Origin of the sequence: Pseudomonas sp. PvP025 (genome assembly GCF_017832155.1) — a bacterium.
In the GTDB taxonomy this organism is placed as follows: domain Bacteria; phylum Pseudomonadota; class Gammaproteobacteria; order Pseudomonadales; family Pseudomonadaceae; genus Aquipseudomonas.
Map to the genome: position 1 here is coordinate 3,812,314 of NZ_JAFIBJ010000001.1, position 23,241 is coordinate 3,835,554.

Consider the following 23,241-nt stretch of genomic DNA (forward strand, 5'->3'; position numbering starts at 1 on the left):
GACTGGAAGACCTACCAATGCTGCCTGAAGTCACGCAATTCGAAGACACCGTCACTCTTGTCAGTGATACCGGTATCCAGTTCATGGATTTCGCTCTGCGCCTGGATCCCCGCAAGGAACCGGCCGGCGAGTTCGCCCCTATGAACCTGGGTATCTGCCGCCTGCTGTACAACGAAGAGAAAGACTTCTACTTCTACGAACCGGCACCTGGAAAGATCGAAAAAGCCAAACCGGTGTTCAGCCTGGACATGAAAAGCAGCCTCGATCTGCTGGATGGCATTTGGCTGCCAATCCCGTTCTTCCGTTTCATGCCGCCGTATCGTTTCGATAACGGCCCGGTCAACTGGTCACGCTTGCGTCTGGTCAAGCTGCCCACCCCGGACATCGACGGCAACACGCACCGTCTGACCCTGGCGTTCGACAGCCGCATCATGCACAAGCGCAGCGGTACAGCCTACCTGGCGCCGAACGAGGAGGACGTCAGCTCCGGAGTGGCCTTCAAACTGGCGGTCAACCCGGCCGAGGTGCAGGAGTTCCTTGCCCTGCCGTGGGTCAACGAATGGCTGCAGGAGCTGTTCAACGAAGGCAACATGCAGCGCACGCGCGATGAGTTGGACGCCGATGTGCGCGCCCATCATCACCTGGCCCACTACCTCAACGTGCTGAGTCTGCTTGCGAAACCGTCTGCATCGCAGCAAAGCAACCTCAAGGCCAAGGTAGAGATCCCGGAAGTCAAAGTGATCGCCAATGACCCCGATGGTCTGGTCAAGCCGATCCTGGTAGACCTGGTGCTGGACGTCGGCAACTCGCGCACCTGTGGCATCCTGATCGAAAACCACGGCCAGGCCGGTTCCGGGCTCAAGCAAAACTATGTGCTCGAACTGCGCGACCTGATCACCCCGGAACATACCTACAACGAGCCCTTTGAGAGTCGTGTCGAATTTGCCCAGGCGTATTTCGGCAAAGACCACTGCTCGGTCAAAAGTGGCCGTCACGACGCGTTCCAGTGGGCGACTATCGCCAGGGTCGGCAGTGAAGCCGGGCGCCTTGCCAGCCGTCGTCGCGGCACCGAAGGGTCCACTGGGCTGTCGAGCCCCAAGCGCTACCTGTGGGATGAAAACCCTTACGGTCACGGCTGGCGCTTCAATGCCGCTTACGTCAAGACCGACAACGAACCCTATGCCACCGCGGCACCGTTTTCGCACCTGATCAACGAAACCGGCGAGGCGCTCTACAGCCTCGACGAAGATGATCGTTTGCCCGTATTCATGCCGCGCTACTCGCGCAGTTCGTTGATGACGTTCATGCTCGCCGAAGTCATTGCACAGGCCCTTTCGCAGATCAACAGCCCCGCCCAACGCTCGCGTCAGGGCCATACTCGCAAACCGCGTCAGCTCAACAGCATCACCTTGACCGTGCCGCCTGGCATGCCCCAGGCCGAGCGCAGCATTCTCAATGAGCGCCTATTTCAAGCCATCGGCCTGGTGTGGAAGAGCCTGGGTTGGCACGACAGCGAAGACAGCCCCCACGAAGATGGCGCGACCAAGCCCACCACGCCGATCCCGAGTATCCGTGTGGAGTGGGATGAAGCATCGTGCGGCCAGTTGGTGTACCTGTACACCGAGGTCAACGAAAACTTTGCCGGGCATCCCGAAGAGTTCTTCGCCACCCTCGCACGTCCGGACAAGTCAGACCGTGAGCGCATCACCCTGGCGACCATCGACATCGGCGGCGGCACCACCGACCTTGTGATCACCGATTACCGCCTGGACCGCGCGGGCAACACCAGCACCGGCAGCAACGTGCATATCGTGCCGGAGCAGCGTTTTCGTGACGGTTTCAAAGTGGCTGGCGACGATATCGTGCTGGACGTGATCCAGGACTTCATCTTGCCAAGCTTTGAAAAGGCCTTGCAGGCGGCAGGGGTCAAGTCTGCCGACTCACTCATGTCGAGGTTGTGCGGTGCCGAAAATATCGACGCCAAAGACGTCATCCTGCGCCAACAGCTGAACCTGCAAGTGTTCACCCCATTGGCCCTCGCGCTGCTCAAGGAATACGAGCATTACGACCCGCAGACTCAGGTTGAACTCAATACCCGCACCTACCGCGAACTGCTGGGTGACAGCGCCATCAGCCACAACGTACTCGAATACGTCCACAGCGCCGTGCGCCGTGATATCGGCACCCAGAGCGGGTTCGACCTGTACGCGACGCCCATCAGCTTCGACCTGCAAAAGCTCCATGCCGCGTTCCTCAACGACCAGATCAACATCACCAAAGTCCTCGGAGCCCTGTGCGAAGTAGTCGCGCACTATCCCTGTGACGTGTTGTTGCTGACCGGGCGGCCATCGCGCCTGCCGGGTATTCAAGCCTTCATTCGCAAGGTCTTGCCGCTGCCACCAGGACGCATCCTGGCGCTGCAGAATTACCGCACGGGCGGCTGGTACCCGTTCCACAAAAACGGCCGTATCGACGACCCGAAAAGCACCGCATCGGTGGGGGCAATGCTCTGCCTGCTGTGCGCCAACCACAGCGTGCCGAACTTCTATTTCCGCGCCTCGGCGCTCAAGCCGTACTCGACGGTCAAGCACATCGGAGTCATCGACAAGAACAATGTGATCAAAGAGGCCGACGTGCTTTACCGCGACATCGAAACCGAACCCGAAAGCTACAAGATCAAGCTGCCCGTGATCGGCGTTGGTGACGATGCCGACACGCCACAACTGGAAATGCGCGGCGACTTGCGCCTGGGTTTTCGCCAACTGACGGCAGACCGTTGGGCCGCCTCGCCGCTGTATACCCTGAGCTTCACCCATGCCGGGCGTGAAAAATTCTCCCGCGCGGTCGGCGAAGACGGCGCCGCGCCGCTGCTCAAGGTTCGGTTTGAAGTCAAAGCGGGCGACAGGCACACGCGCAAGCAGGGGCTGGTCAGTGACAGGCTCGTGGTTCAAGGCATCGAATCCAATAGCAGTAATGTCAGCTTCAACCCGCGCAGCGATCTTGAGCTGGAACTCAACACCATGCTCGACGTGGGTCTTAGCGAGACCAAATACTGGCTCGACAGTGGAAGTGTGAAACGCAAATGAATGACCTGACCCCCGAGCAAACTCAGCTTTCTGCCAGTTGGGCCGCTGTTTATGAAGGTGCCGGTCAGGCACTGGAATGGATCAGCCAGACCCGCATCAATGCGCCGCGCCTGGACAGCGAAGCAGATAACCTCAACCTGCGCCTGCACCGTGCGCGCAACCTGGCTCACAGCCTGGGCCGCGTAGCGACCACGCCGATGACCATCGGTTTTTTCGGCCTGTCGCAGGCTGGCAAGTCGTACCTGATCTCGGCGCTCGCAGCCGGCGAGAACGGCAAGCTGGAAACCCGGCTGGGCGAGCGCCGCCTGGACTTTATCAAGCACATCAACCCCGTCGGCGGCGGCAAGGAAGCCACCGGCCTGGTGACACGCTTCAGCCGCCGCGCCAAGCCCGGCGAAGACCCTCAGTTCCCCATCGAGCTTAAGCTGTTCGGTGAAATCGAGCTGGCGAAAATTCTCGCCAACTCCTGGTTCAAGGACTTCGACCTCGAGCGCATTAACTACCAGATTGACGAAGAGCGCATTCAACGTGCGCTCCAGCCGTTCGAAGGGCGTGAAAACGGCCCGCTGCAACAAGGCGTCAGCGCCGACGACATCGTCTCGCTCTGGGACTACATGCGCGAGACCGCACCCAACTCGGTGAAAAAACTCGAACACGCGTACTGGCCAAAAGTGCTGCAATTGGCACCACGGCTGAACTTCCAGGAGCGCGCCGAACTGTTGTCGATCCTCTGGGGCGAGCAGCGCGAGCTGACACGCGCCTATCAGCAACTGGCCGGCACGCTGCACAAGATCGGCCTGGCGCAAACCGTCTTCGCGCCGCTGGAAGCGCTAATCAGCTTCAACGGCGAGGCGTATCACCAGCGCGACAACATCATGAACGTCGATATCCTCGAGCGTTTCGGCACGCCTCAGGACTTGCCGATCAACGTGCGACCACAGGTCGACGGACGCCTGCAGGGCAGCCAGAGCATTCCGGTTGCGCAACTGGCGGCGCTGACGGCAGAAATGATCTTCGTGCTGCTGGAGGCGCCGGTGGACGAACTGGTCAACCAGGTCGATCTGCTGGACTTCCCAGGCTATCGCGGGCGCAAGAACCTGCTGGACATCGCCGACTCCAGTGACCCGCAATCAAGCACCAAGGATAACTCCGTGGCGCAGTTGATTCTGCGGGGCAAGGTCGCCTACCTGTTCGAGCGCTACACCGATACCCAGGAAATGAATGCCCTGGTGGTGTGCACCAGCTCCACCAAGCAAAGTGATGTGAACGATGTCGGCCCGGTGCTCACCCGCTGGATCGACAAGACCCAGGGCCCCACTCCGGCCTCGCGCAGCAAGCGTGAGGCCGGGCTGATCTGGGCGCTTACCATGCTCGACCTGCGCGTTGCCAATGGCCTGAATCAAGAGCCCGACCAGGACGATGAAGGCTGGAATGGCATGGTCAAGCTGACCATGCTCGAACGCTTCGGCAGCCTGCCGTGGATGACCGACTGGGCCGGCACGCCGTTCCAGAACACCTACCTGGTGCGCAAGCCGCGCATGAATGCCGGGTTTGTTCGCCAGGATAAAAACGGCCCGGAAATCGAGATCAATTCCGACAACCAGGCGCGCCTCGACAGCCTTGGCGCGAGCTTTGCCAAAAACGCGCTGGTTGGGCGGCACATCAAGAACCCGGGCAAGGCCTGGACTGAAATGCTGCGCCTGGACGACGGCGGCATCGGCTATTTCGCCAGCAGCTTCAACGGCGTCGCCAATATCGAGTTCAAGCTGGCGCGCATTCGCGAACAACTCGAAGAGTGCATCGAGAGCCTCACCGTTCATGGCCTGAGCAGTTGGTACCACGCCGATGGTGACGGTGCCGCAGCCGCCAAAAAGATCCAGGCGCAAACCATCCTTACCGGCCTGGGCCGACGCGCCACGGTATTGGGCGAATTTATCCACCAGCTCGATATGCCCGGCGAACATATTCGCGATCTTTACTTGAGCGGTGTTTACGAAGACGCGCAAGCAACGAAAGCGGATGAAAGCCAGCCCGCCAGCGCAGCACCCGCCACCAGCCTGTACAGCGACAGTGCCGGGTTCGACTTCGACTTCAGCGACAGCTTCAATGACGAAGCGCCAACAGCCAGCAGCCACACAAGCGTCGCACCGGTGCAGGAGCAGCAAAGCAACGAACACCGTTTCGCCAAAGCCGCCTTCAAAGCCTGGATCGCCCATCTGCGAGAGCTGACTACACGCCAGAACCTGATGAGCTTGCTGGGCCTTGAACGTTCGCTGATCGAAGCGGTGGTCGACGAGTTGATTACCGCCGGTTATCGCCACGACCTCCCGGGCCAGCTCAGCCGCGCCGTACTCAAGCGGGCGCAGAGTGGTGCACGTCGTGACCAACTGGTGGAGCGCCAAGTGCTCGAAGTGCAACTGGTGCTGCGTGACTTCGTGTCGTGGTTCGGCTACCTCCAGAAGTCTGTCAGTGAGCGCCCGAACAGCCGCGCCGGTGCCAAGGCACCGCTGTTTTCGTTCTACGCCGATGTTGCACCGGGCCAATTGCCGCAGCTGCCGCCACAACCGGCGAACCAGGCGCAGCGGTTTCTCGGCGACTGGCTCTCGGGCCTGGCTTATATCACCGTGGAAAACGCCGGCCATGGCGCCGGTCGCGAAATCACCATTGAACAGAATGAACGGCTGGGCCTCGTGCTCACTGCCTTCACAGCGAGATAAGCAATGCCCATTCGTGTAGATCTGCTTGCGTTAGAACCCAATGTGCCGGGTCAGGCGCGGCTGTCGGTAAAAAAGTGGAACGGTGTCAGTGAACAGCTGGAGTTTTCCATCCAGCGCAATCAGGATCATTTCTACCTGCAAGACCGCCAGCAGTGGAGCAACAACTCGTTCTGGTTCAAGGTCAGTCAATTCAGCGCAGCCGATGATGCGCTGGAAACGCTGGTGGGCCCGGATGTGGTGAACCCACTACTGGAAGGAAGCGGTAATTCAAACTTCCAGATCGAACTGCGTGAACAGAGCCTGGGCCATAGTGACCGGGGCGTCGTGCGCCCGGGCCTGGGTCTGCTTTCGTCGACTGCCGGTGGTCAAACCCGCTCCACCTATGATGCAACCACACTGGACGTGCCCGAAGCAGAGCCGCAAATCCCCGAGTTACCGGAGCTGGTACTGGAGCTGCCGCCCCAAGAGCCCGCGCCCGAGCCCATCGTCGCTGCGCGCGAACCGGAACCGGTGCCTGTCACACCGGCCAAGCGCAGCAACAACGTATTGATCGGCGTGATGGTAGCGCTGCTCATCGCCCTGCTGGCTGCCGTAGCTGCCTGGCTGTGGCTGGGTGATTCAGCGCCGGCACGCGCGCCTGACGTGCCAGCCCCGGCGCCGGTCGCCCAGGCACTGCCCTGCGACGCGGCCAGCATGAACAGCCAGCCGGAACTGGCGTTCATTCAAGCCTGCGTCAAGGCCGCTCCGGCCAGCGCACAACTGTTGGAAATCATTGAGGCCGCCAAGGCGAACAAGCACTGTGGCGTAGCTCAGCGCTTGTATGCCAACCGCGCCCAGGGTGGCGACATGTTGATCGCCAAGGCTTACGCCCGCGAATACGACCCCAAGTACCTGAAAGCCAGCGAATGTTTCCCCAAACCGGACAACGCCACCGCAGCGTACTGGTACGAAACCATTCTGGGTCACGAACCGGATAACACCGAAGCCAAGCAGCGCCTGGGGGAATTGCAACCGTGAGCCATCCTACTTCGCTCAAGCGCTGGACGCTGAGTACCGTCGCCGTGCTGGCACTGAGCATGGGTTCGCTGGCCAGTGCCGACGACAAGCCACTGATCCAGGAAGGCAAAAAAACCCTCTTTCAACGCGTCTTGACCACCCCCGGCTGCAAGCTCAGCCCTGCGGCCGGCGGCGCCCCGGGCACTACACAACCGACCTTCAGCCGTTTCTACGTGTATGAGCGCGCGCAGGCCGCCAACGCCGAATGGCTGAAAGTCGGCCCCGACAGCTATGGCAAAACCATTGGCTGGTTGCCGGCGGCGTGTACCACTGACTGGAAAATGCAGCTGACCCTGGCGTTCACCAACCCGGCGAACCGCGACCGATTACTGTTTTTCAAAGAGCGCGCCACGGTCGAAGGCATCCTGGATGCGCCAGACCCGGTCAGCAAGGTCGCACCGCTGCGCGCAGCACTCAAACAAGGCAAAACGGTGCCCGGCGTACTGGCTGAAGAACCGGCCTACTTTGTCGACCTGCAGAAGCAATTCTATTTACTGCCGGTGCTCAGCGGCGAAGAAGTAATGACTGAGGGCGGTTTCCGCACGCGGTTGCTCAACGTCGCCTCAGTCAGCAAAGCCGATGAGGCTGGCAGCAAAGATACAGGTGCCGCAGGCAGTACCGACCCAGCGGCAGCCGAGGCCAACGCCAGCCGCCAGTTGAAGGAATTCAGCGCGGCGGTGGTGTTTGTCATCGACTCGACTATTTCCATGGACCCGTACATCGACCGTACGCGGGAGGCGATTCGCAAGGTCTACCAGCAGATAGAAGCGCAGAACCTCGGTAAACAGGTGAAGTTCGGTCTGGTGGCATTCCGCTCCAGCACCAAGGCGGTGCCGGGGCTGGACTATGTCAGCAAAATGTACGCAGACCCGAACCAGGTCAAAGACAGCACCGACTTTTTGGCCAAAGTCGCGGACCTGAAACAGGCCAAGGTCTCCAGCAGCAGCTTTGATGAAGATGCATTTGCCGGTGTGATGCACAGCATCGACAAGATCGACTGGAGCCAGTTCGGCGCGCGCTACGTGGTGCTGATTACCGATGCAGGGGCCATCGAGGGCGATAACAAGCTTTCACAAACCGGCCTCAGCGCTTCGCAGGTGCGCCTTGAAGCGGCTAACCCCGGCGTAGCGATTTACACCCTGCACCTGAAAACCCCGGCGGGCATCAAAGACCACAGCAAAGCTGAGGCCCAGTACCAAAACCTGTCGACCTACCCTGGCACCAACACTTCGCTGTACTACCCGGTGAACGCAGGCGACGTGCAAGAGTTCGGGCGCAAGGTCGACTCCCTGGCTGCCGCCATCACCTCGCAGGTCAAAGCTGCCTATATGGGCGACGATGCCATCGGCAGTGCGCTGAACGCCAAGGCAGAACCTGGCGAGAAAAAAATGCTCGAAGACGCCGCGCTCATTGGCCATGCGATGCAGCTGGCGTATTTGGGCGAAAAAACCAACAGCAAAGCGCCTCCGGTGTTCCAGGCCTGGATTACTGACCGCGACCTGATCAAGCAAAACATTCCAACCACCGATGTACGGGTGTTACTGACCAAAGCCCAGCTCAGCGACTTGAGCGCAGTGATGAAGCAGATTCTCGACGCCGCCAATGAAGGCCTGATTTCGCCCACCGAGATGTTTGATCGCTTGCGCTCAGTGGCCGCGACCATGGGCGCCGACCCCAACCAGCTCAAGCAGAACAGTAACGCCAAGCTGGCGGACATGGGTGTACTGGGTGAGTACCTCGAAGGCCTGCCCTATCAGAGTGAGGTGCTGAACCTTGATGAAGAAACCTGGAAGAGCTGGGATGGGCTGGCACAGGAAAAATTCATCCGCACGCTGAACACCAAACTGCGCCATTACCAACGCTATAACGCCGATGTCGACCGTTGGGTCGGCCTGGCTGAAAACAGCGACGCGCGGGATTACGTGTACCCCGTACCACTGGAAATGATGCCCTAAGCTCATGCCCATTCTTGATATCGATAACCTGCTGGTGCGCCGTGGCGACGGAGCACAGGCGCATCAGGTGCGCCTGCCGCGCCTGCTGGTAAGCGCCGGGCAAATCCTTGCGATTACCGGCGAAAGCGGCTGCGGCAAGAGCACCTTGCTGGAAGCGCTGGGCCTGCTGCTGGCGCCGGTGGAACTCGGGCGTTTTTTGCTGAGCCCCAGTGCAGAGGGCGGGCATCCTCAGGATATCGCGCAGTTGCTGGCCAACAATGATCAACCAGCACTGGCCACCGTGCGCTCGCGGCACTTGGGGTTCATCTTGCAGAGCGGCGGCTTACTGCCATTTCTCAGCGTGCGCGACAACATCAACCTGCCACGCCGTATGCTCGGCATGCCGCTGCACAGTGCGCACATCGACCATGCGGTCGAGGTGCTGCGCCTCAATGCGCTGCTCGACAAACGCCCTCAAGCGTTATCAATCGGCGAGCGGCAACGGGTCGCCTGCGTACGCGCCATTGCCCATGAGCCGCAGCTGTTACTGGCCGACGAGCCCACCGCTGCACTGGACCCACACAGTGCCCGGCGTTTGTTTGAACTGCTGCTGAGCCTGGTGGCGAACCTGGGTTTGAGCGCGCTGGTGGTGTCCCATGACTGGGCGCTGCTGAAAGATTTTGGCTTGCCACGCCTGGGCGCGGTGAGCCGTCAGGGAGAGACACGGTTTGAACCGATGGATTGACCGGCTGCACCTGCTCGGCAAGCTCGCGCTCGAAGACCTCTGGCACGACCGTAAAGTGTCGCTGTGCATTGCCGCCTCGCTGGTGGCGGTGATCGCGCCGTTGCTGCTGCTGTTCGGCCTCAAACATGGCGTGGTCAGCCAGTTGCAGGACGATCTGCTGCGGGACCCGCGCAACCTCGAAATCAAAATGCTCAGCAGCGGCAACTATGACAGTGCCTGGATCAGCGCCTTGCGCCAGCGCCCGCAAACCGGTTTTGCGATTGGCCAGACCCGCACGCTGAACACCCAGGCCGATCTGTTTGTGGGCATGCAGCGGTTTGTCGAAGGTGCCGAGATCCTTCCCACTGAAGCGGGTGACCCACAACTGGGCCTGGGCACGCTGACACCCACTGGCCAGCAAGTCATTCTCAGCGAACGCGCCGCACAGCGCCTGCAGGTGAAAGCCGGCGACAGCGTACGCCTGCGTGCCGAGCGCCGCCTTGAGGGGCGTAACGAGCGCGGTGAGCTGAACCTTACGGTGCTGGCGGTATTGGACGGTGCGCGCTTCGGGCGCGCCGCAGGTTTTGTCGCGCCGCCTTTGCTACTGAGCCTGGAATATTTTCGTGACGGCTATCAGGTCAGCGCCTTTGGCGTAGACACCGGCAAACCCCTGGGCGATCTGCAACCCGTTTATGCCCGCGCCAGGGTATATGCCCGCGATATCGATCAGGTCGCGCCGCTTGAGCGCTGGCTGAACGAGCAACGCATCGAGACGTCGAGCCGGCTGGCCGACATCAATAACGTCAAGGCCATCAATCACGTGCTCGGCCTGATTTTCAGCGTGATCGCCATGGCGGCGTTGATTGGCTGCGTGGCGTCGATGGTCGGTGCGTTCCTGGCCAATATCGACCGCAAGCGCAAAAGCCTTGCGGTGTTGCGCCTGCTGGGCTTCAACCGTCCGGCGGTGGCCGGCTTTGTGGTGCTGCAAGCCTTGTTGCTTAGCCTGGCGGGTTATCTCGGCGGGTTGTTGTTCTATCTGATCGGCAGCCGACTGTTCGACCACTTGCTGGGCAGCAGCCAGGCGACCGATACGTTTGTCTGCCATATCACTATTGGGCATGGCCTTGCGGCCCTGCTGTTGACCTTTTTGGTCGCGGGACTGGTGGCCGTTATCGGCGCCGTGCGTGCGATCAGTATCGAACCTGCGGAGAGTCTGCGTGAGCTATAAACGGTGTGCCTGGCTATTGCCCTTGAGCCTGGGCTGCGCGCTCGAAGTATCAGCGGCGGGCTGGGACGAGAAATATTACAACCCGATGCCCGCGGACAACGACGTGGTGCTGCCGATGCCGTGCGAAGGCTCGATGGTGTTTCGCAAGGTGTTCATTCCTCTTGCCGGGCCGCTGGATGATTACCCGATCAACATCGGCCAGGACGGCGCCGAATACGGCTACGTCGAGCAGACGCGTCCGGCGTTCATTGCCGGCAGTTTCACGGCGGCCAAGGGCGACAAGTCGCGCTATTACCTGCTGGCCAAGTACGAAATGAGCGAGCTGCAATATGCCGCGCTCACCGACGCGACCTGCCCCACCGCAGCGACCAAAATGCGCCTGCCGCAGGTCTCGATCAGTTGGGTACAGGCCGTCGAAGCGGCCGATAAATACAACCTGTGGCTGCGTAAAAACGCTGCCGACTCGTTGCCCAAAGAAGACGGCGCGCAGGGCTTTCTGCGCCTGCCTACCGAGACTGAATGGGAGTTCGCGGCTCGCGGTGGGCTGGAAGTCGGCACCGCCGAGTTTCGCGACAGCCACTACCCGATGCCGGAAGGGCTGAACGCCTATGAGTGGTTTGCCGGGGCGCAGTCATCCAACGGCAAGCTGCAACTGGCTGGCCTGCAAAAGCCCAACCCGCTGGGCCTCCACGACATGCTCGGCAACGCCAGTGAAATGATGTTCGAACCGTTTCGCCTGAACAAACTTGACCGCCAGCACGGCCAGGCGGGCGGCTATGTGGTGCGCGGCGGTAACTACCTGACGGCACAGGCCGACATGCGCACCGCCCAGCGCAAGGAAGAGTCGTATTACAACGCTGAAGGCCAGGTAAAAAACAAAACCACCGGACTGCGTCTGGCGCTGGTATCTCCCACCCTGACCTCCCGTGAACGTGTTGCCAGCATCGAAAGCAGCTGGAAGAAACTCGGCTCCGGCAGCACCGCGCAGGCATCTGCGGCACCGGGTACCGCGCAGGCGTTGAGCACATTGGCTTCGGGCGTCGAAGACAAAGCCCTCAAGGAGAAGCTTCAGGCCCTGGAAAACCAGCTACGGGCCAGCAACCAGCAGCAGGAAGAGACGCGCGACCAGGCAATTCGCGCCAGCCTCAACCTTGGCGCTTTTCTATGTACCAAGATGCTTGATGACGGCCAGTACGTGGACTTTCTGCAAAAGAACTACGCGCTCAATTGCGAAGCCACCGAGAAAGACCCCAGCTGCGACATGCGCAAAGGCAAGCTCGACGAGCAGAAAGACCGACTGCACAAGCTCAGCCGCTACTACGCCAGCAGCCTGGTGGAATCCGGCACGCTGTACGGCCAGCCACTGCTCGAAGCTCAAGTACCGGTGATGGAAGAAATCATCTCGCGCAACAAACAACTGCAGGACCTCAAGCCTTACCTGCGCACCCACTGGGCCAATCAGAAGACCTTCCTGCAAAAACAGAAGATCGACACTGAAGCCTGGTTGAAAAGCTGCAAGTCTGTGACTCAATAACCGTCACTCAATAACAAATGACCCACCCCGTCATCAGGAGCAACACCATGTCACGCAGCGTATGGACTCGTTTCAAGCTACAGATCGCCGTCATCCTCACGGGCAGCCTGTTGCTGGGCGGTTGTGCGAGTACCGGCAGTTCGATGCTCGATACCGGCAAGACCGACCCCCGCCTGACCCAGGGCAATGACGCGCAGTTCTTCAGCAAGTCCGGCTACCAGGCGTGCGCCGTGGGCGCGGGTGTTGGCATCCTCACCTGCGCGTTGTCCAACAGCAGCAACAAGGCGGTATGTGCCGTGGCGGCCGGTATCACCGCGTGCGGCGTGGCCATGGGCGCCAACTATTACCTGGACCAGCGCCGCAGCGAATACGCCGATACTGGCCAGCGCTTGAGCAAGATGAACAGCGAAGTGCAGCAGGACACCCAGAACGTCATCGCGCGTACCGCGACCGCACAACAAGTGATCAACGATGATCAGGTGCGCATTGCCCAGATCAAGCAGGCCATGGCCAGCAAGAAGCTCAATGCCGAAAAGGCCAAAACCGACCTGGCCGAGATCGACAACAATATCGCGATCATGCGCAAGGACCTGACCAATATGCGCAACAAGGCCACCGAGTACGCCAAGGTTGCTCAACGGGAGCGCCAGGACGGCGCCGGCGTAGAGATCAAGCAGGTCGACGCAAGCATCGCGAAAATGAACCAGAAAGTCGCCGCGCTGCAAAAAGAAGTCGACGGTCTTTACAACCAGCGCTCCGCAATCACCCTGGGCTGAGAACTTCACCATGATTACGTTTAAACACTCATTCGGGCTGGCGGCCATTCTGGCCCTCGCCGGTTGTGCGACACCGCCCGGCAGCTGCGATGCCGGCAACCGTGACAGCAGCATGCTGACCAAAATGAATTGCGACTATTCGGGTGGCTACAGCGATCAGGTCAAGCAGAAAGAAGCTGCCCTGACCGCCTCGCGCGAAGAGAACGCGATGTTCCATCAGGTCTACGAAAATATCGCCGCGCAGCAGGCTAACACCCGCCGCGACCTCGCGACCCAGCAGCAGTCCCAGGCGCAGTTGAACCAGTCCCTGGCGCAATTGCTCGGCACCCTGAAAAAACGCCGCGCCAATCAGGGCGACGTGCAAAAGCAGGTCGCCAGCCTTGAACAGCAGTTGAAGGCCAACCAGGCCCAGGCGTCCGGCGGTTCAGCTACGCCCCAGCAGTTGGCGGCCAAGCAGGAACAGTTGAAAACCTTGCAGAAAAAGGTCAACCAACTGCAGTTCAGCCTCGGCTACGAAGAGTAAAACCGGGCCTCTGCCACTTTGCAGGCCTCTGACGGGTGCCTGCTTCATTTTCAGGAATTGCCTTCATGCAACGGGTCATCAGGGACGCGCAAGCCGTTCTGGACGGAACAAGTGCACTGCAGAACAAGGTTGCGCTGATCCAGAAACACCTTCCGCCGGTGACTGCGAGCCTGTTTGCGATTCCGCGCACCGGCGCCGACGGCGTCCTCGAGTGGTGGACGGAACTTGGCGGCCAGCCGACGCCTTACGCCGACCTGGACAAGGACAGCCAGCAACGTCTGCTGCAAACCTATCAGCAACGTCAGGACGCCCTCAGCCAGCTCGCCGATGAGTTGAAAAAACGCGACCAGCAAGGCGCCGCCCATGAGCTGGAATCGCTGATTGGCGAACCCACACTGACCGACCTCTACAGCCTCAATGGCGAGCCTTTGGTGATTCGCTGGAACACACCACGGCCGGCCAAAGTGCTGCCGCCGCCAGTGATAGCGCCCGCCGCGGTCGCCCCGGTCGCTGCTGCCGTCGCCACCAGCAAAGGCTGGCGCCTGGCTGCGCTGCTGCTCGGTTTACTGCTGTTATTACTGTTGTTGCTTGCACTATGGGCGTGGTGGTTCTGGCGCCCGTTGCCAGTGGTCGAGCCTGTGGCGCAAGCGCCCATCGTCACCCCTGCGCCCGTGGTCGCGCCGGCACCTGAGCCCGCCCCCGAACCCGAGCCTGTGGTGGTCCCGGAGCCGGAACCTGCGCGGGTACCAGAACCCGTGCAGGCACCGCCCCCCAAGCCGAAACCCGTGCCCGTGGCCAAGCCTGCGTCACCGCCCTCGCTGGACAATTACGCCTGCCGCAAGGACGCACCCGCAGTAGAAACGCCGCAGTTTGTGGTGGTGCTCGACACCTCAGGCTCCATGATGCTCAACATCAACGCCGCGAAGGCTGACGAAGACTGGTTCTTCGGCGACCCCGCCAACCGTTACCGCAACCCAAACCGTGTGCAGCAGATCTTCCAATCGCCCAACCGCATGGAGGTGGCCGCCGACTCGCTCAATGCCACGATCAAGGCGCTGGATTCGAAAATCGATATCCGCCTGATTACCTTCGCCGGTTGCAACGCCACGCCGGATCACGGCGTGTTTCGTTTTGATCAGCGTCCACGCCTCATGGCAGGCATTCGCGGGCTGGTGGGCAACGATGGCACGCCCTTGGCCGCCAGCCTGCAAAAAGCCGCCGGCACCGTGGACGGGCGCAACCGTGACGCGATGATCGTGATGTTCATCGACGGGGAAGACGGCTGCGATCAGGACGCCTGTGCAGTGTCACGCCAGATCGCCCAACAGCAACCGCGGCTGCGGGTCAATGTAGTGAACATCGGGGCTGGCGGCGCCTCGCGTTGCATCGCTGAAAATACCGGCGGACGCACCTACGCCAGCAACAATGCTACCGAGTTGGCCAAGGCCATGAAGCTGGCGACCAAGGAAGTCTCCAGCAGCGCGAATTGCAAATAACCGCTCGCCTTCGGCTCAGCGGAACCGGTCCACTTCATGGCGCAAGCCTGCCGCCAACGTCTCCAGCTCCTTGGCGGTAATCGCCAGGTTCGACACCACTTCGCGCTGCTCGCTGTTGGCCATCGCAATGCTCTGCAGGTTGCTGCTGAGCAGCGTCGCAGTGCTGCTCTGCTCTTGGGTAGCCGTGGTGATGGCGGCAAACTGCTGACCGGCCGAGCGGCTTTGCTCGTCGATACGCGCCAGGGCCGAGGCCACGTCGGCGTTGCGCGACAGGCCTTCCTGCATCAGGACATTGCCTTGTTCCATGGTGCTGATGGCGTTACCGGTTTCCTGCTGGATGCTCTGGATCATCACGGAAATTTCATCGGTGGCCTGGCGGGTGCGCGAGGCCAGGTTGCGCACCTCGTCGGCGACCACGGCGAAGCCACGGCCTTGCTCACCGGCGCGGGCAGCTTCGATGGCCGCGTTGAGCGCCAGCAGGTTGGTCTGTTCGGCGATGGCGGTGATCACACCGACAATGCCGCCGATTTCCTCGGAGCGCTGGCCGAGGGTATTGATCACCGTGGCGGTGCTGTTCAGGGCGGTGGCGATATGTTCCAGAGACGACGACGCCTCTTGCATCGAGGTACGGCCGATGCGGGTTTGCTGGGCGTTTTCCTGAGCGAGACGCTCGGTGTTGCCCATGTTGTCGGCGATGTTCAGGGAGGTGGCGCTGAACTCTTCCACGGCGCCGGCCATACTGGTGATCTCACCGGACTGCTGCTCCATGCCTTCATAGGCACCGCCCGACAACCCGGACAACGCCTGGGCACGGCTGTTGACCTCTTCGGCCGCCTTGCGGATCTGCGACACCATGGTCGACAGCGCCTCGCCCATCTGGTTGAAGCTACGCGCCAACTGGCCGATCTCGTCATGGCTGGAGACGTTTAGGCGTGCGCTCAAGTCGCCCGCACCCAAGGCTTCGGCCTGGCGCACCAGGTCGCTCAGCGGCGCCAGCTTGCTGCGCAACAGCCACACGATTGCGCCCACCGCCAGCAACATCGCCAGCACACTCCCGATCACCAGCCGCATGCCGACTTCCCAGGTCACGGCACGAATTTCGGCTTTCGGCATGCTCGCCACCACGGCCCAGGGGCCACCTTCGAAGGGCACCGACACGCTGTAGAAATCTTCGTTTTTGTCACTCCAGAAGCGGCCGGCGCCAGGCTTTTTCGCCAGGTCCAGCATCACCGGCACGGCTTGATCCGGCGCCTGCACGCCAGCGGGCGGCACCAGCCAGTGCTTCTGTTCGTCGAGCAGGGCCAGGGAACCGGTCTGGCCGATGCGGAAGCGCTTGAGGTTTTCGAACTGCGCGGCCTGCGCATCGGTGTAGTCAAAGCCGATGAACAGCACGGCGATGACCTTGCCGCTGCTGTCGCGCACCGGACTGTACTGAGTCATGTAGGAGCGGTCGAACAACACGGCGCGGCCGATATAGACCTGGCCATTGAGCACGCGCTGATAGGCCGGGCCCTGGCGGTCCAGCACGGTGCCGATGGCGCGGCTGCCGTCCTGCTTGGTCAGGGAGGTGCTGACGCGGATGAAGTCGTCGCCGCTGCGCACGAACACCGTGGCCACACCGCCGGACATCTGCTTGAACTCATCCACTTCCGTGAAGTTATTGTTGAGCACATCGCTGCCCAGCAACAGGCTCGGGGTCTGCACGCCGCCCACGGCGATCATCTGATCGGCGCGCACGCTCAACCCGGCGCTGAAGCGCTGTTCAAACAGGCCGGTGAGGCGCTGCGTGCTCTCGCGCAGGGTGCTGTGGAAGGTATTGAGCTGATCGGCGAGCAATCGCGCCTCGCTGGCCAGATGCTCCTCGCGGGTGGCAAGGTTGGCGGAGTCGAGAGAACGCAAGGCGAAAACGGTACTGCCGCCGATGGCGACAGCCAGAATCACGGCCAATGCGAGGCCTAACTGTGAGGCAATCCGGGCGCGAGGTTGAGACATGACAGCTCCTGACCGAGGCCAGGATCATCCTGATCTCATAGCGATGCTCGGCAAATTATCTAGTGGGAAACGTCGGGGTGAAGGTCCGACACACCTACTTCGGCGGGGTTTGCCAATACTTGAGAGAATCAAGGGGGCATTACGCAAACGATTGCATTCATCTCTTTTTACAATTGCGCGCAAAGCACCGAGAATCCCCCTTCGCCATCCTTCCGCCTTTTCGAGTGTGATGATCATGCAGCCTGCGGCACGTACCGAACTCTGGGCCATTCTGCGGCTGTCAGGGCCGTTGATCGCCTCACAGCTGGCGCACATGCTGATGGTGCTGACCGACACCTTGATGATGGCCCGCCTGAGCCCGGAAGCCCTGGCCGGTGGTGGCCTGGGCGCGGCGACTTATTCGTTCGTGGCGATTTTCTGCATCGGCGTGATTGCGGCGGTGGGCACGCTGGTCGCCATTCGTCATGGTGCAGGGGATATCGAAGGCGCCACCCGCCTGACCCAGGCCGGGCTGTGGCTCGCCTGGTTGATGGCGTTGGCGGCGGCCTTGCTGTTGTGGAACCTCAAGCCGGTGCTGCTGATGTTCGGCCAGACCGAAACCAACGTGCATTCGGCGGGGCAGTTCCTGACCCTGCTGCCGTTCGCCCTGCCCGGCTACCTGAGCTTCATGGCCTTGCGCGGCTTCACCAGCGCCATCGGCAAGGCGACGCCCGTGATGGTGATCAGCCTGGGCGGCACGGTGGTCAACTACCTGCTCAACCATGCATTGATCGAAGGCATGTTCGGCCTGCCCAAGCTCGGCCTGATGGGCATCGGCCTGGTGACTGCCATTGTCGCCAATGGCATGGCGCTGGCCCTGATGGCGTACATCCGCAGCAACCGCGTCTATGCCGCCTACCCGCTGAGCACCGGCCTGCTGCGCCTCAATACCCATTACCTGCGCGAGCTATGGCGCCTGGGCCTGCCGATTGGCGGCACCTATGCGGTGGAGGTCGGGCTGTTCGCCTTTGCGGCGCTGTGCATGGGCACCATGGGCAGCACGCAGTTGGCGGCGCATCAGATTGCCCTGCAGATCGTCTCGGTGGCGTTCATGGTCCCGGCGGGTATGTCCTACGCGGTGACCATGCGCATCGGCCAGCACTACGGCGCCGGGCAATTGCTGAAGGTGCGTACGGCCGGGCGCGTAGGCATGGGCTTTGGCGGCGTGGTGATGCTGGGGTTTGCCGGGGTTTTGTGGCTGTATTCCGACCCGCTGATTGGTCTGTTTCTCGACCACAACGACCCGGCGTTCCACGATGTGATCGTACTGGCCGTCAGCCTGCTGGCCGTGGCGGCCTGGTTCGAACTGTTCGACGGTGTGCAGACCATCGCCATGGGCTGCATCCGTGGGCTCAAGGACGCCAAGACCACCTTTCTGGTGGGGCTCGGTTGCTACTGGCTGATCGGCGCGCCGTCGGCGTGGTTGATGGCGTTCACCTTTGGCTGGGGGCCGACAGGGGTGTGGTGGGGGCTGGCGCTGGGATTGGCGTGTGCGGCGGTAAGCCTGACCTGGGCGTTTGAAGCGAAGATCAAGCGGATGATTCGGCAGGCGGCACTGCCTAGTTAGGTGGGAGGTGGCTTGCTTGCCACAGTGGAATATTCGCAGGGTGTAAATCCTGCATCTGACATGGAGCGAAACACATAAATTTGCGGGACGGAGTAGCTCTACTCCCTGCATTTCAAGCTCTACGCTTAGTCTGCTGCGGCTTTTTTTAGTTGATACCTGACCACCTGCTGACTAGGATCTTGCGCACAAGATTTGTCCGATGGACTGTTGTTTTTTGTGTGCTGGTTTTCAGGAATTCACTTTGATGGACTATCAATTTCCAGCTTTCAACGCCGAGCAAAGCCAGGAATGGCCGCACTTATCCCCATCCAACCCCCTCGCCGAACAGGACTAACCCATGTTCGAAGCGGCACGTTGGGGCGACGAAATTGAACACACCAGTGCATTGGGTGGCTTTCTGACCGGTGCGGTTATTGGCCTGGCCATCGTGGGGGTTGCAGCCTTCACGGTATGTACGGCTGGGTTCGGTGGTTTTCTTCTAGGCGCGGCCATCGGTCTGGGCGCCTCCGCCCTCCCCATGATCGGGGAGTTTTTTGGCTCTTTACTCAGTTCGCCCGCCGGGAGCATCCAGCGGGTGGGTTGTTCCGACAATGTGTTCATCAACAGCCGCAACGCCGCCCACGCCAAACTAAGTACCGCCTTGTGCGAGCAGCATCCGGCGACCGTCAGGGTGGCCGAAGGCTCCTCCAACGTGTTTATCAATGGCGTGGCCGCGGCGCGCAAGGACGACAAGCTGACCTGCGGCGCAAGGATCGGCGGCGGCTCCAACAACGTATTCATCGGCGGCGGCACCGAACGCTACCTCGACGTCGATGAAGAAATCCCCGGCTGGCTGCGCGTTACTGTCGACATCCTGATGATCGTGGCCTCGATGGGGCGCAATCTGTTGCCCGTCTTCAAGCTTGGCCTCATGCAGGGCCTCAAAGCCGCCACCCCTTGCGCACTGCGCTTTGCAGCCGTCGTGGCAGGCAGCTATCTGGCCGGTCGCTTCGTCATCGGCCCCGCGATAGAGCGTGCAGTCGGTGGCCTGACCGGCAACCCGGTCGACCTCACCACCGGCCGCAAAGTCATCCCTGACGAGGTGGACTTCAGCCTGCCCGGCCTGATGCCCATCGACTGGTCACGCTTTTACGCCAGTGACCTGAGCGTCGACAGCGTGCTCGGCCAGGGCTGGGTGCTCCCCTGGGAACAAAGCCTGCGCCGCAGAGGCAGTTTCGTTTACCTCACCGACAATCAGGGTCGCAGCGTGCCGTTTGTCGATATCGAGCCGGGTGAGCGCCTCTACAACCCTTACGAGCAAGTCCATCTGGTGCGCACCGCCGGTGGCCATTACGTGGTGCAGACGCTGGACAACGTGTTTTTCTACTTTGGCGAAATTGCCGAAAACAACGTTTCAGTCCCCCTGCAACGCCTGGAAAACGCCCTAGGCCACTACCTGCACTTCACTCGCACCGAAGAAGGCCTGCTGACCGATATCAGCGCCAACGGCGGCGTGCGGGTGCACCTGCACTACGACAATCCCCTCGGGCGCCTCACCCACGTCAAACGTGTGGTCGACAACGAGGCCGTCGAAACCCTGGTCAGATACCGCTACGACGATAACGGCCAGCTTATCGAAGTGATCAACCGCAACAACGACTCCATCCGCCGCTTCAGCTACACCGATGGCCTGATGACCAGCCACAGCAACGCACTGGGCCTGAGCTGCAATTACCGCTGGGAAATCCTCGACGGCAAACCCCGCGTGGTTGAACACTGGACCAGCGACGGCGAGCATGTTCACTTCCGCTACGACCTCAACGCCCGCACCTCCTGGGCCACCGATGTGCTGGGCCGTGAGCTGGAGATTCATTACAACCAAGACCTGCGCGTGATCGCCAGCCGCGATATCGGCGGCGAACGCTACGCCATCGACCTTGACGAAGCCGGCAACACCACCGGGATCACACTGCCCGATGGGAATCGTCTGACGTTCAAGTACGACGACTTTTCGCGCTTGGTCGAAGAAACCGATCCGCTCGGACGTAAGATCAAATACACGTATCACCTCAGCACCACGCTAGTGACGCAAACCACCTTTGCGGACGGCAGCGTGTGGACGGCGCGCTATGACGATAAGGGCAACCTGATCGCCGAAATCGATGCGCTGGGCCACAAGACCGAGTACCTCAACAGTGAAGATGGGCTGCCGCACACCATCATTGATGCCACGTACAAGTCCAAGTATCTGTGGTGGAACAACCTCGCGCAGGTGGAGCGGTTTCAGGATTGCTCGGGCAAAAGCACGTATTACCGCTATGACGAACGGGCGCATTTGGTCGCCGTTACCGACGCCCTGAAACAGACGACAAAACTTGAGCGCAAACCCGACGGCGAAGTGCTGCGCATCGACCACCCCGACGGTACGGCTGAGTCGTTTACCTACAACGCCCTCGGCCAGGTCCTTACCCACACGGACGGCAAAGGCCAGACCACGCGCCTTTTAAGAACCTCAAGAGGCTTACCCTCAAGCCGTCAGGACGCCAAGGGCCAGCGCATTCGCTATGAATACGACAAAGCCATTCGCTTGACCGCACTGGTCAACGAAAACAATGCCGCGTACCAGTTTGCCTACGACGCCTCCGACCGGTTGATCGAAGAAAAACGCATCGACAACCTGACGCGCCGTTTCAGCTACAACCTCGGCGGGCACCTCACGCGCCTTGACGAAATCGGCTATGGGGAACGAGCCGAACGGCCACAACGCCATACCGAATTTGAGCGTGATCCGATTGGACGATTGCTGGCCAAGCTGAACGACGACACGCGTCAGAACTATGAGTACGACGAAGGCGACCGGCTGCTGTCGATTGCACGGTGCCCAACCAGTACCGGTAAAAAGCTCGGCGTCTCAGAAGAAAAGCTCGAATTTGCCTACGACCTGCTCGGCCGTCTGATCCAAGAGACCACACTGCAAGGTGCACTGGCCTACGAATACGATCCGCTGAGCAACCTGACCACGCTGACGTTGCCCACAGGCCAACACCTTAACCATCTGTATTACGGCAGCGGCCACCTGCACCAACTCAACCTCGACGGGCAGTTGATCAGCGACATGGAACGCGACGACCTGCACCGCGAGGTTTACCGCAGCCAAGGCAAGCTCACCAGTTGTTTTGGCTACGACTCGATGGGGCGCAAGGCCTGGCAGTTTGCTTCAACGCTTGCGGCTGACAAGCTCTCACGCGTGCTGGGCAGCGAAACGCCACAGCTGTTGGTGGAGCACGCCTACAACCCGATCCACCGCCGCTACCAGTACGACCCCGCCGGCGAACTGGTCCGCACGCTCGACAAGTTGCGCGGCGAAATCAAGTACGAATACGAAGCCAACGGCCAACTGCATAGCCGCGATACTGGCCGGTTGGTGGACAGTGAAGAGTTTCGCTACGACGCGGCAGCCAACCGGCTGAATTTCAACACCAGCCAGTTCGATCAGGTCAAAGACAACCGCATCAAGCAATGGCGGGATCAGGAATACCGCTACGACGCGTGGGGCAACCTGATCGAAAAACGCAGCGGGATTACACGACTTCAAACGTTCAGCTACGACTGCGAAAACCGCCTGGTCAAGGCTGAAACGATGGTCAATAGCAGGCTTGAAAGCACTGGCACCTATCGCTATGACAGCCTCGGCCGGCGCGTCGGCAAAACCTCAGAAATCAACGGCAAAACGCAGCACAAAAACTTCCTCTGGCAAGGCTTGCGCATGTTGCGTGAGGAAAGTCCCGGGCAAAGCAGCCTGTACGTTTATGAACCCGGTAGCTACGCGCCACTGGCCCGTGTCGATCAAGCCGAAGGTGAAGAACAAAAGCTCTACTACTTCCACACCGACCAGATCGGCACGCCGCTGGAGATGACGGATCAGCAAGGTCAGATCGTCTGGCAGGCCACCTACCGGGCGTGGGGCGAGGTTGAGACGCTGGCGGTGAGTGAGGTTGAGCAGAACCTGCGGTTTCAGGGTCAGTATTACGATGATGAGACGGGGCTGCACTACAATACGTTTCGGTATTACGATCCGCAGGTGGGGAGGTTTATAACGCAGGATCCGATTGGGTTGTCGGGTGGCGATAACCTTTATGGATATGCACCTAATACCAATGGATGGATTGACCCACTTGGATGGTGTGTAACTACTAATGTAACGCGAGGCGCAGTGGGTCAGCCTCTACGAGCCACCGCAACTATCACAGCAAAAGACTTAGGAACTGGTACTGCTACTAATAACTCATCTAGAGTATGGGCTAGGCTGTTAGGTAAATCGGATGATGATGCAGGTCATATAATTGGAAAATTGCTAGGCGGTTCAGGGGGGAAAAATGGTGTATTCCCTCAACTTTCAAAAATAAATAGGGGGCAATTTCGTGAGTTTGAAAAAAGCTTAAGTCAGTATATCAAGGCTAACGGCAGCGTAGATGTGGATATTGTTTTCAAATATGCGGAAGGTGTATCTCGGCCCGATAGAATAATTTACAACGTCCTCCAGAATGGAGAGCGTGTAATGCAAGGGCGGTTCTTTAACTAGGAGGTATC

At 60.5% G+C, this 23,241-nt stretch carries 13 protein-coding genes; 12 read left to right on the forward strand and 1 reads right to left on the reverse strand.

The annotated features are described in order from the left end of the window. Window positions 1–17 precede the first annotated feature (17 nt). The 10 genes from JOE32_RS16565 (at window position 18) to JOE32_RS16610 (ending at window position 15,074) form a co-directional block, all read left to right on the forward strand. On the forward strand, window positions 18–3,086 hold the full coding sequence (locus tag JOE32_RS16565) for a virulence factor SrfB (protein ID WP_209986338.1): 3,069 nt from the start codon (window positions 18–20) through the stop codon (window positions 3,084–3,086). Further along, window positions 3,083–5,803, forward strand: coding sequence for a virulence factor SrfC family protein (locus JOE32_RS16570; protein ID WP_209986342.1), 2,721 nt, complete (start codon window positions 3,083–3,085; stop codon window positions 5,801–5,803). Before JOE32_RS16565 ends, JOE32_RS16570 begins: the two co-directional genes overlap by 4 nt. Window positions 5,804–5,806: 3 nt before the next feature. Further along, the gene (locus tag JOE32_RS16575; RefSeq protein WP_209986346.1) at window positions 5,807–6,820 is read left to right on the forward strand and encodes a hypothetical protein; all 1,014 of its coding nucleotides are present in this window, start codon (window positions 5,807–5,809) and stop codon (window positions 6,818–6,820) included. Window positions 6,821–6,879: 59 nt separating this feature from the next. Next, complete coding sequence (locus tag JOE32_RS16580) at window positions 6,880–8,814, forward strand: vWA domain-containing protein (RefSeq protein WP_209990571.1); 1,935 nt, start codon at window positions 6,880–6,882, stop codon at window positions 8,812–8,814. Window positions 8,815–8,824: 10 nt separating this feature from the next. Continuing rightward, a complete protein-coding gene (locus JOE32_RS16585; protein WP_209990574.1) occupies window positions 8,825–9,538 on the forward strand; it encodes an ABC transporter ATP-binding protein in 714 nt (237 codons plus the stop codon). Continuing rightward, window positions 9,522–10,745, forward strand: coding sequence for an ABC transporter permease (locus JOE32_RS16590; RefSeq protein WP_209986350.1), 1,224 nt, complete (start codon window positions 9,522–9,524; stop codon window positions 10,743–10,745). Before JOE32_RS16585 ends, JOE32_RS16590 begins: the two co-directional genes overlap by 17 nt. Beyond that, window positions 10,735–12,279 (forward strand): SUMF1/EgtB/PvdO family nonheme iron enzyme, encoded by a 1,545-nt coding sequence (locus JOE32_RS16595; protein WP_209986367.1) that lies wholly within the window; start codon window positions 10,735–10,737, stop codon window positions 12,277–12,279. The genes JOE32_RS16590 and JOE32_RS16595 overlap by 11 nt, the downstream gene beginning before the upstream one ends. A 47-nt stretch (window positions 12,280–12,326) precedes the next feature. Further along, a complete protein-coding gene (locus tag JOE32_RS16600) occupies window positions 12,327–13,055 on the forward strand; it encodes a hypothetical protein (protein ID WP_209986370.1) in 729 nt (242 codons plus the stop codon). Window positions 13,056–13,065: 10 nt separating this feature from the next. Further along, the gene (locus tag JOE32_RS16605) at window positions 13,066–13,578 is read left to right on the forward strand and encodes a hypothetical protein (protein WP_209986372.1); all 513 of its coding nucleotides are present in this window, start codon (window positions 13,066–13,068) and stop codon (window positions 13,576–13,578) included. A 65-nt stretch (window positions 13,579–13,643) separates the two neighbouring features. Continuing rightward, the gene (locus JOE32_RS16610; RefSeq protein ID WP_209986374.1) at window positions 13,644–15,074 is read left to right on the forward strand and encodes a VWA domain-containing protein; all 1,431 of its coding nucleotides are present in this window, start codon (window positions 13,644–13,646) and stop codon (window positions 15,072–15,074) included. Between the two features lie 15 nt (window positions 15,075–15,089). On the opposite strand, the gene JOE32_RS16615 is transcribed toward JOE32_RS16610, so the two are convergent. Continuing rightward, complete coding sequence (locus JOE32_RS16615) at window positions 15,090–17,066, reverse strand: methyl-accepting chemotaxis protein (protein WP_209986377.1); 1,977 nt, start codon at window positions 17,064–17,066, stop codon at window positions 15,090–15,092. 229 nt (window positions 17,067–17,295) lie between these two features. On the opposite strand from JOE32_RS16615, the gene JOE32_RS16620 reads away from it, so the two are divergent. Together JOE32_RS16620 and JOE32_RS16625 are read left to right on the forward strand one after the other, a co-directional pair. Further along, window positions 17,296–18,672 carry a NorM family multidrug efflux MATE transporter gene (locus JOE32_RS16620; protein WP_209986380.1) on the forward strand — a complete coding sequence of 459 codons (1,377 nt, stop codon included), beginning with the start codon at window positions 17,296–17,298 and terminating at the stop codon, window positions 18,670–18,672. Window positions 18,673–19,009: 337 nt separating this feature from the next. Then, window positions 19,010–23,233 (forward strand): RHS repeat-associated core domain-containing protein, encoded by a 4,224-nt coding sequence (locus JOE32_RS16625; RefSeq protein WP_209986383.1) that lies wholly within the window; start codon window positions 19,010–19,012, stop codon window positions 23,231–23,233. Window positions 23,234–23,241: the final 8 nt, after the last annotated feature.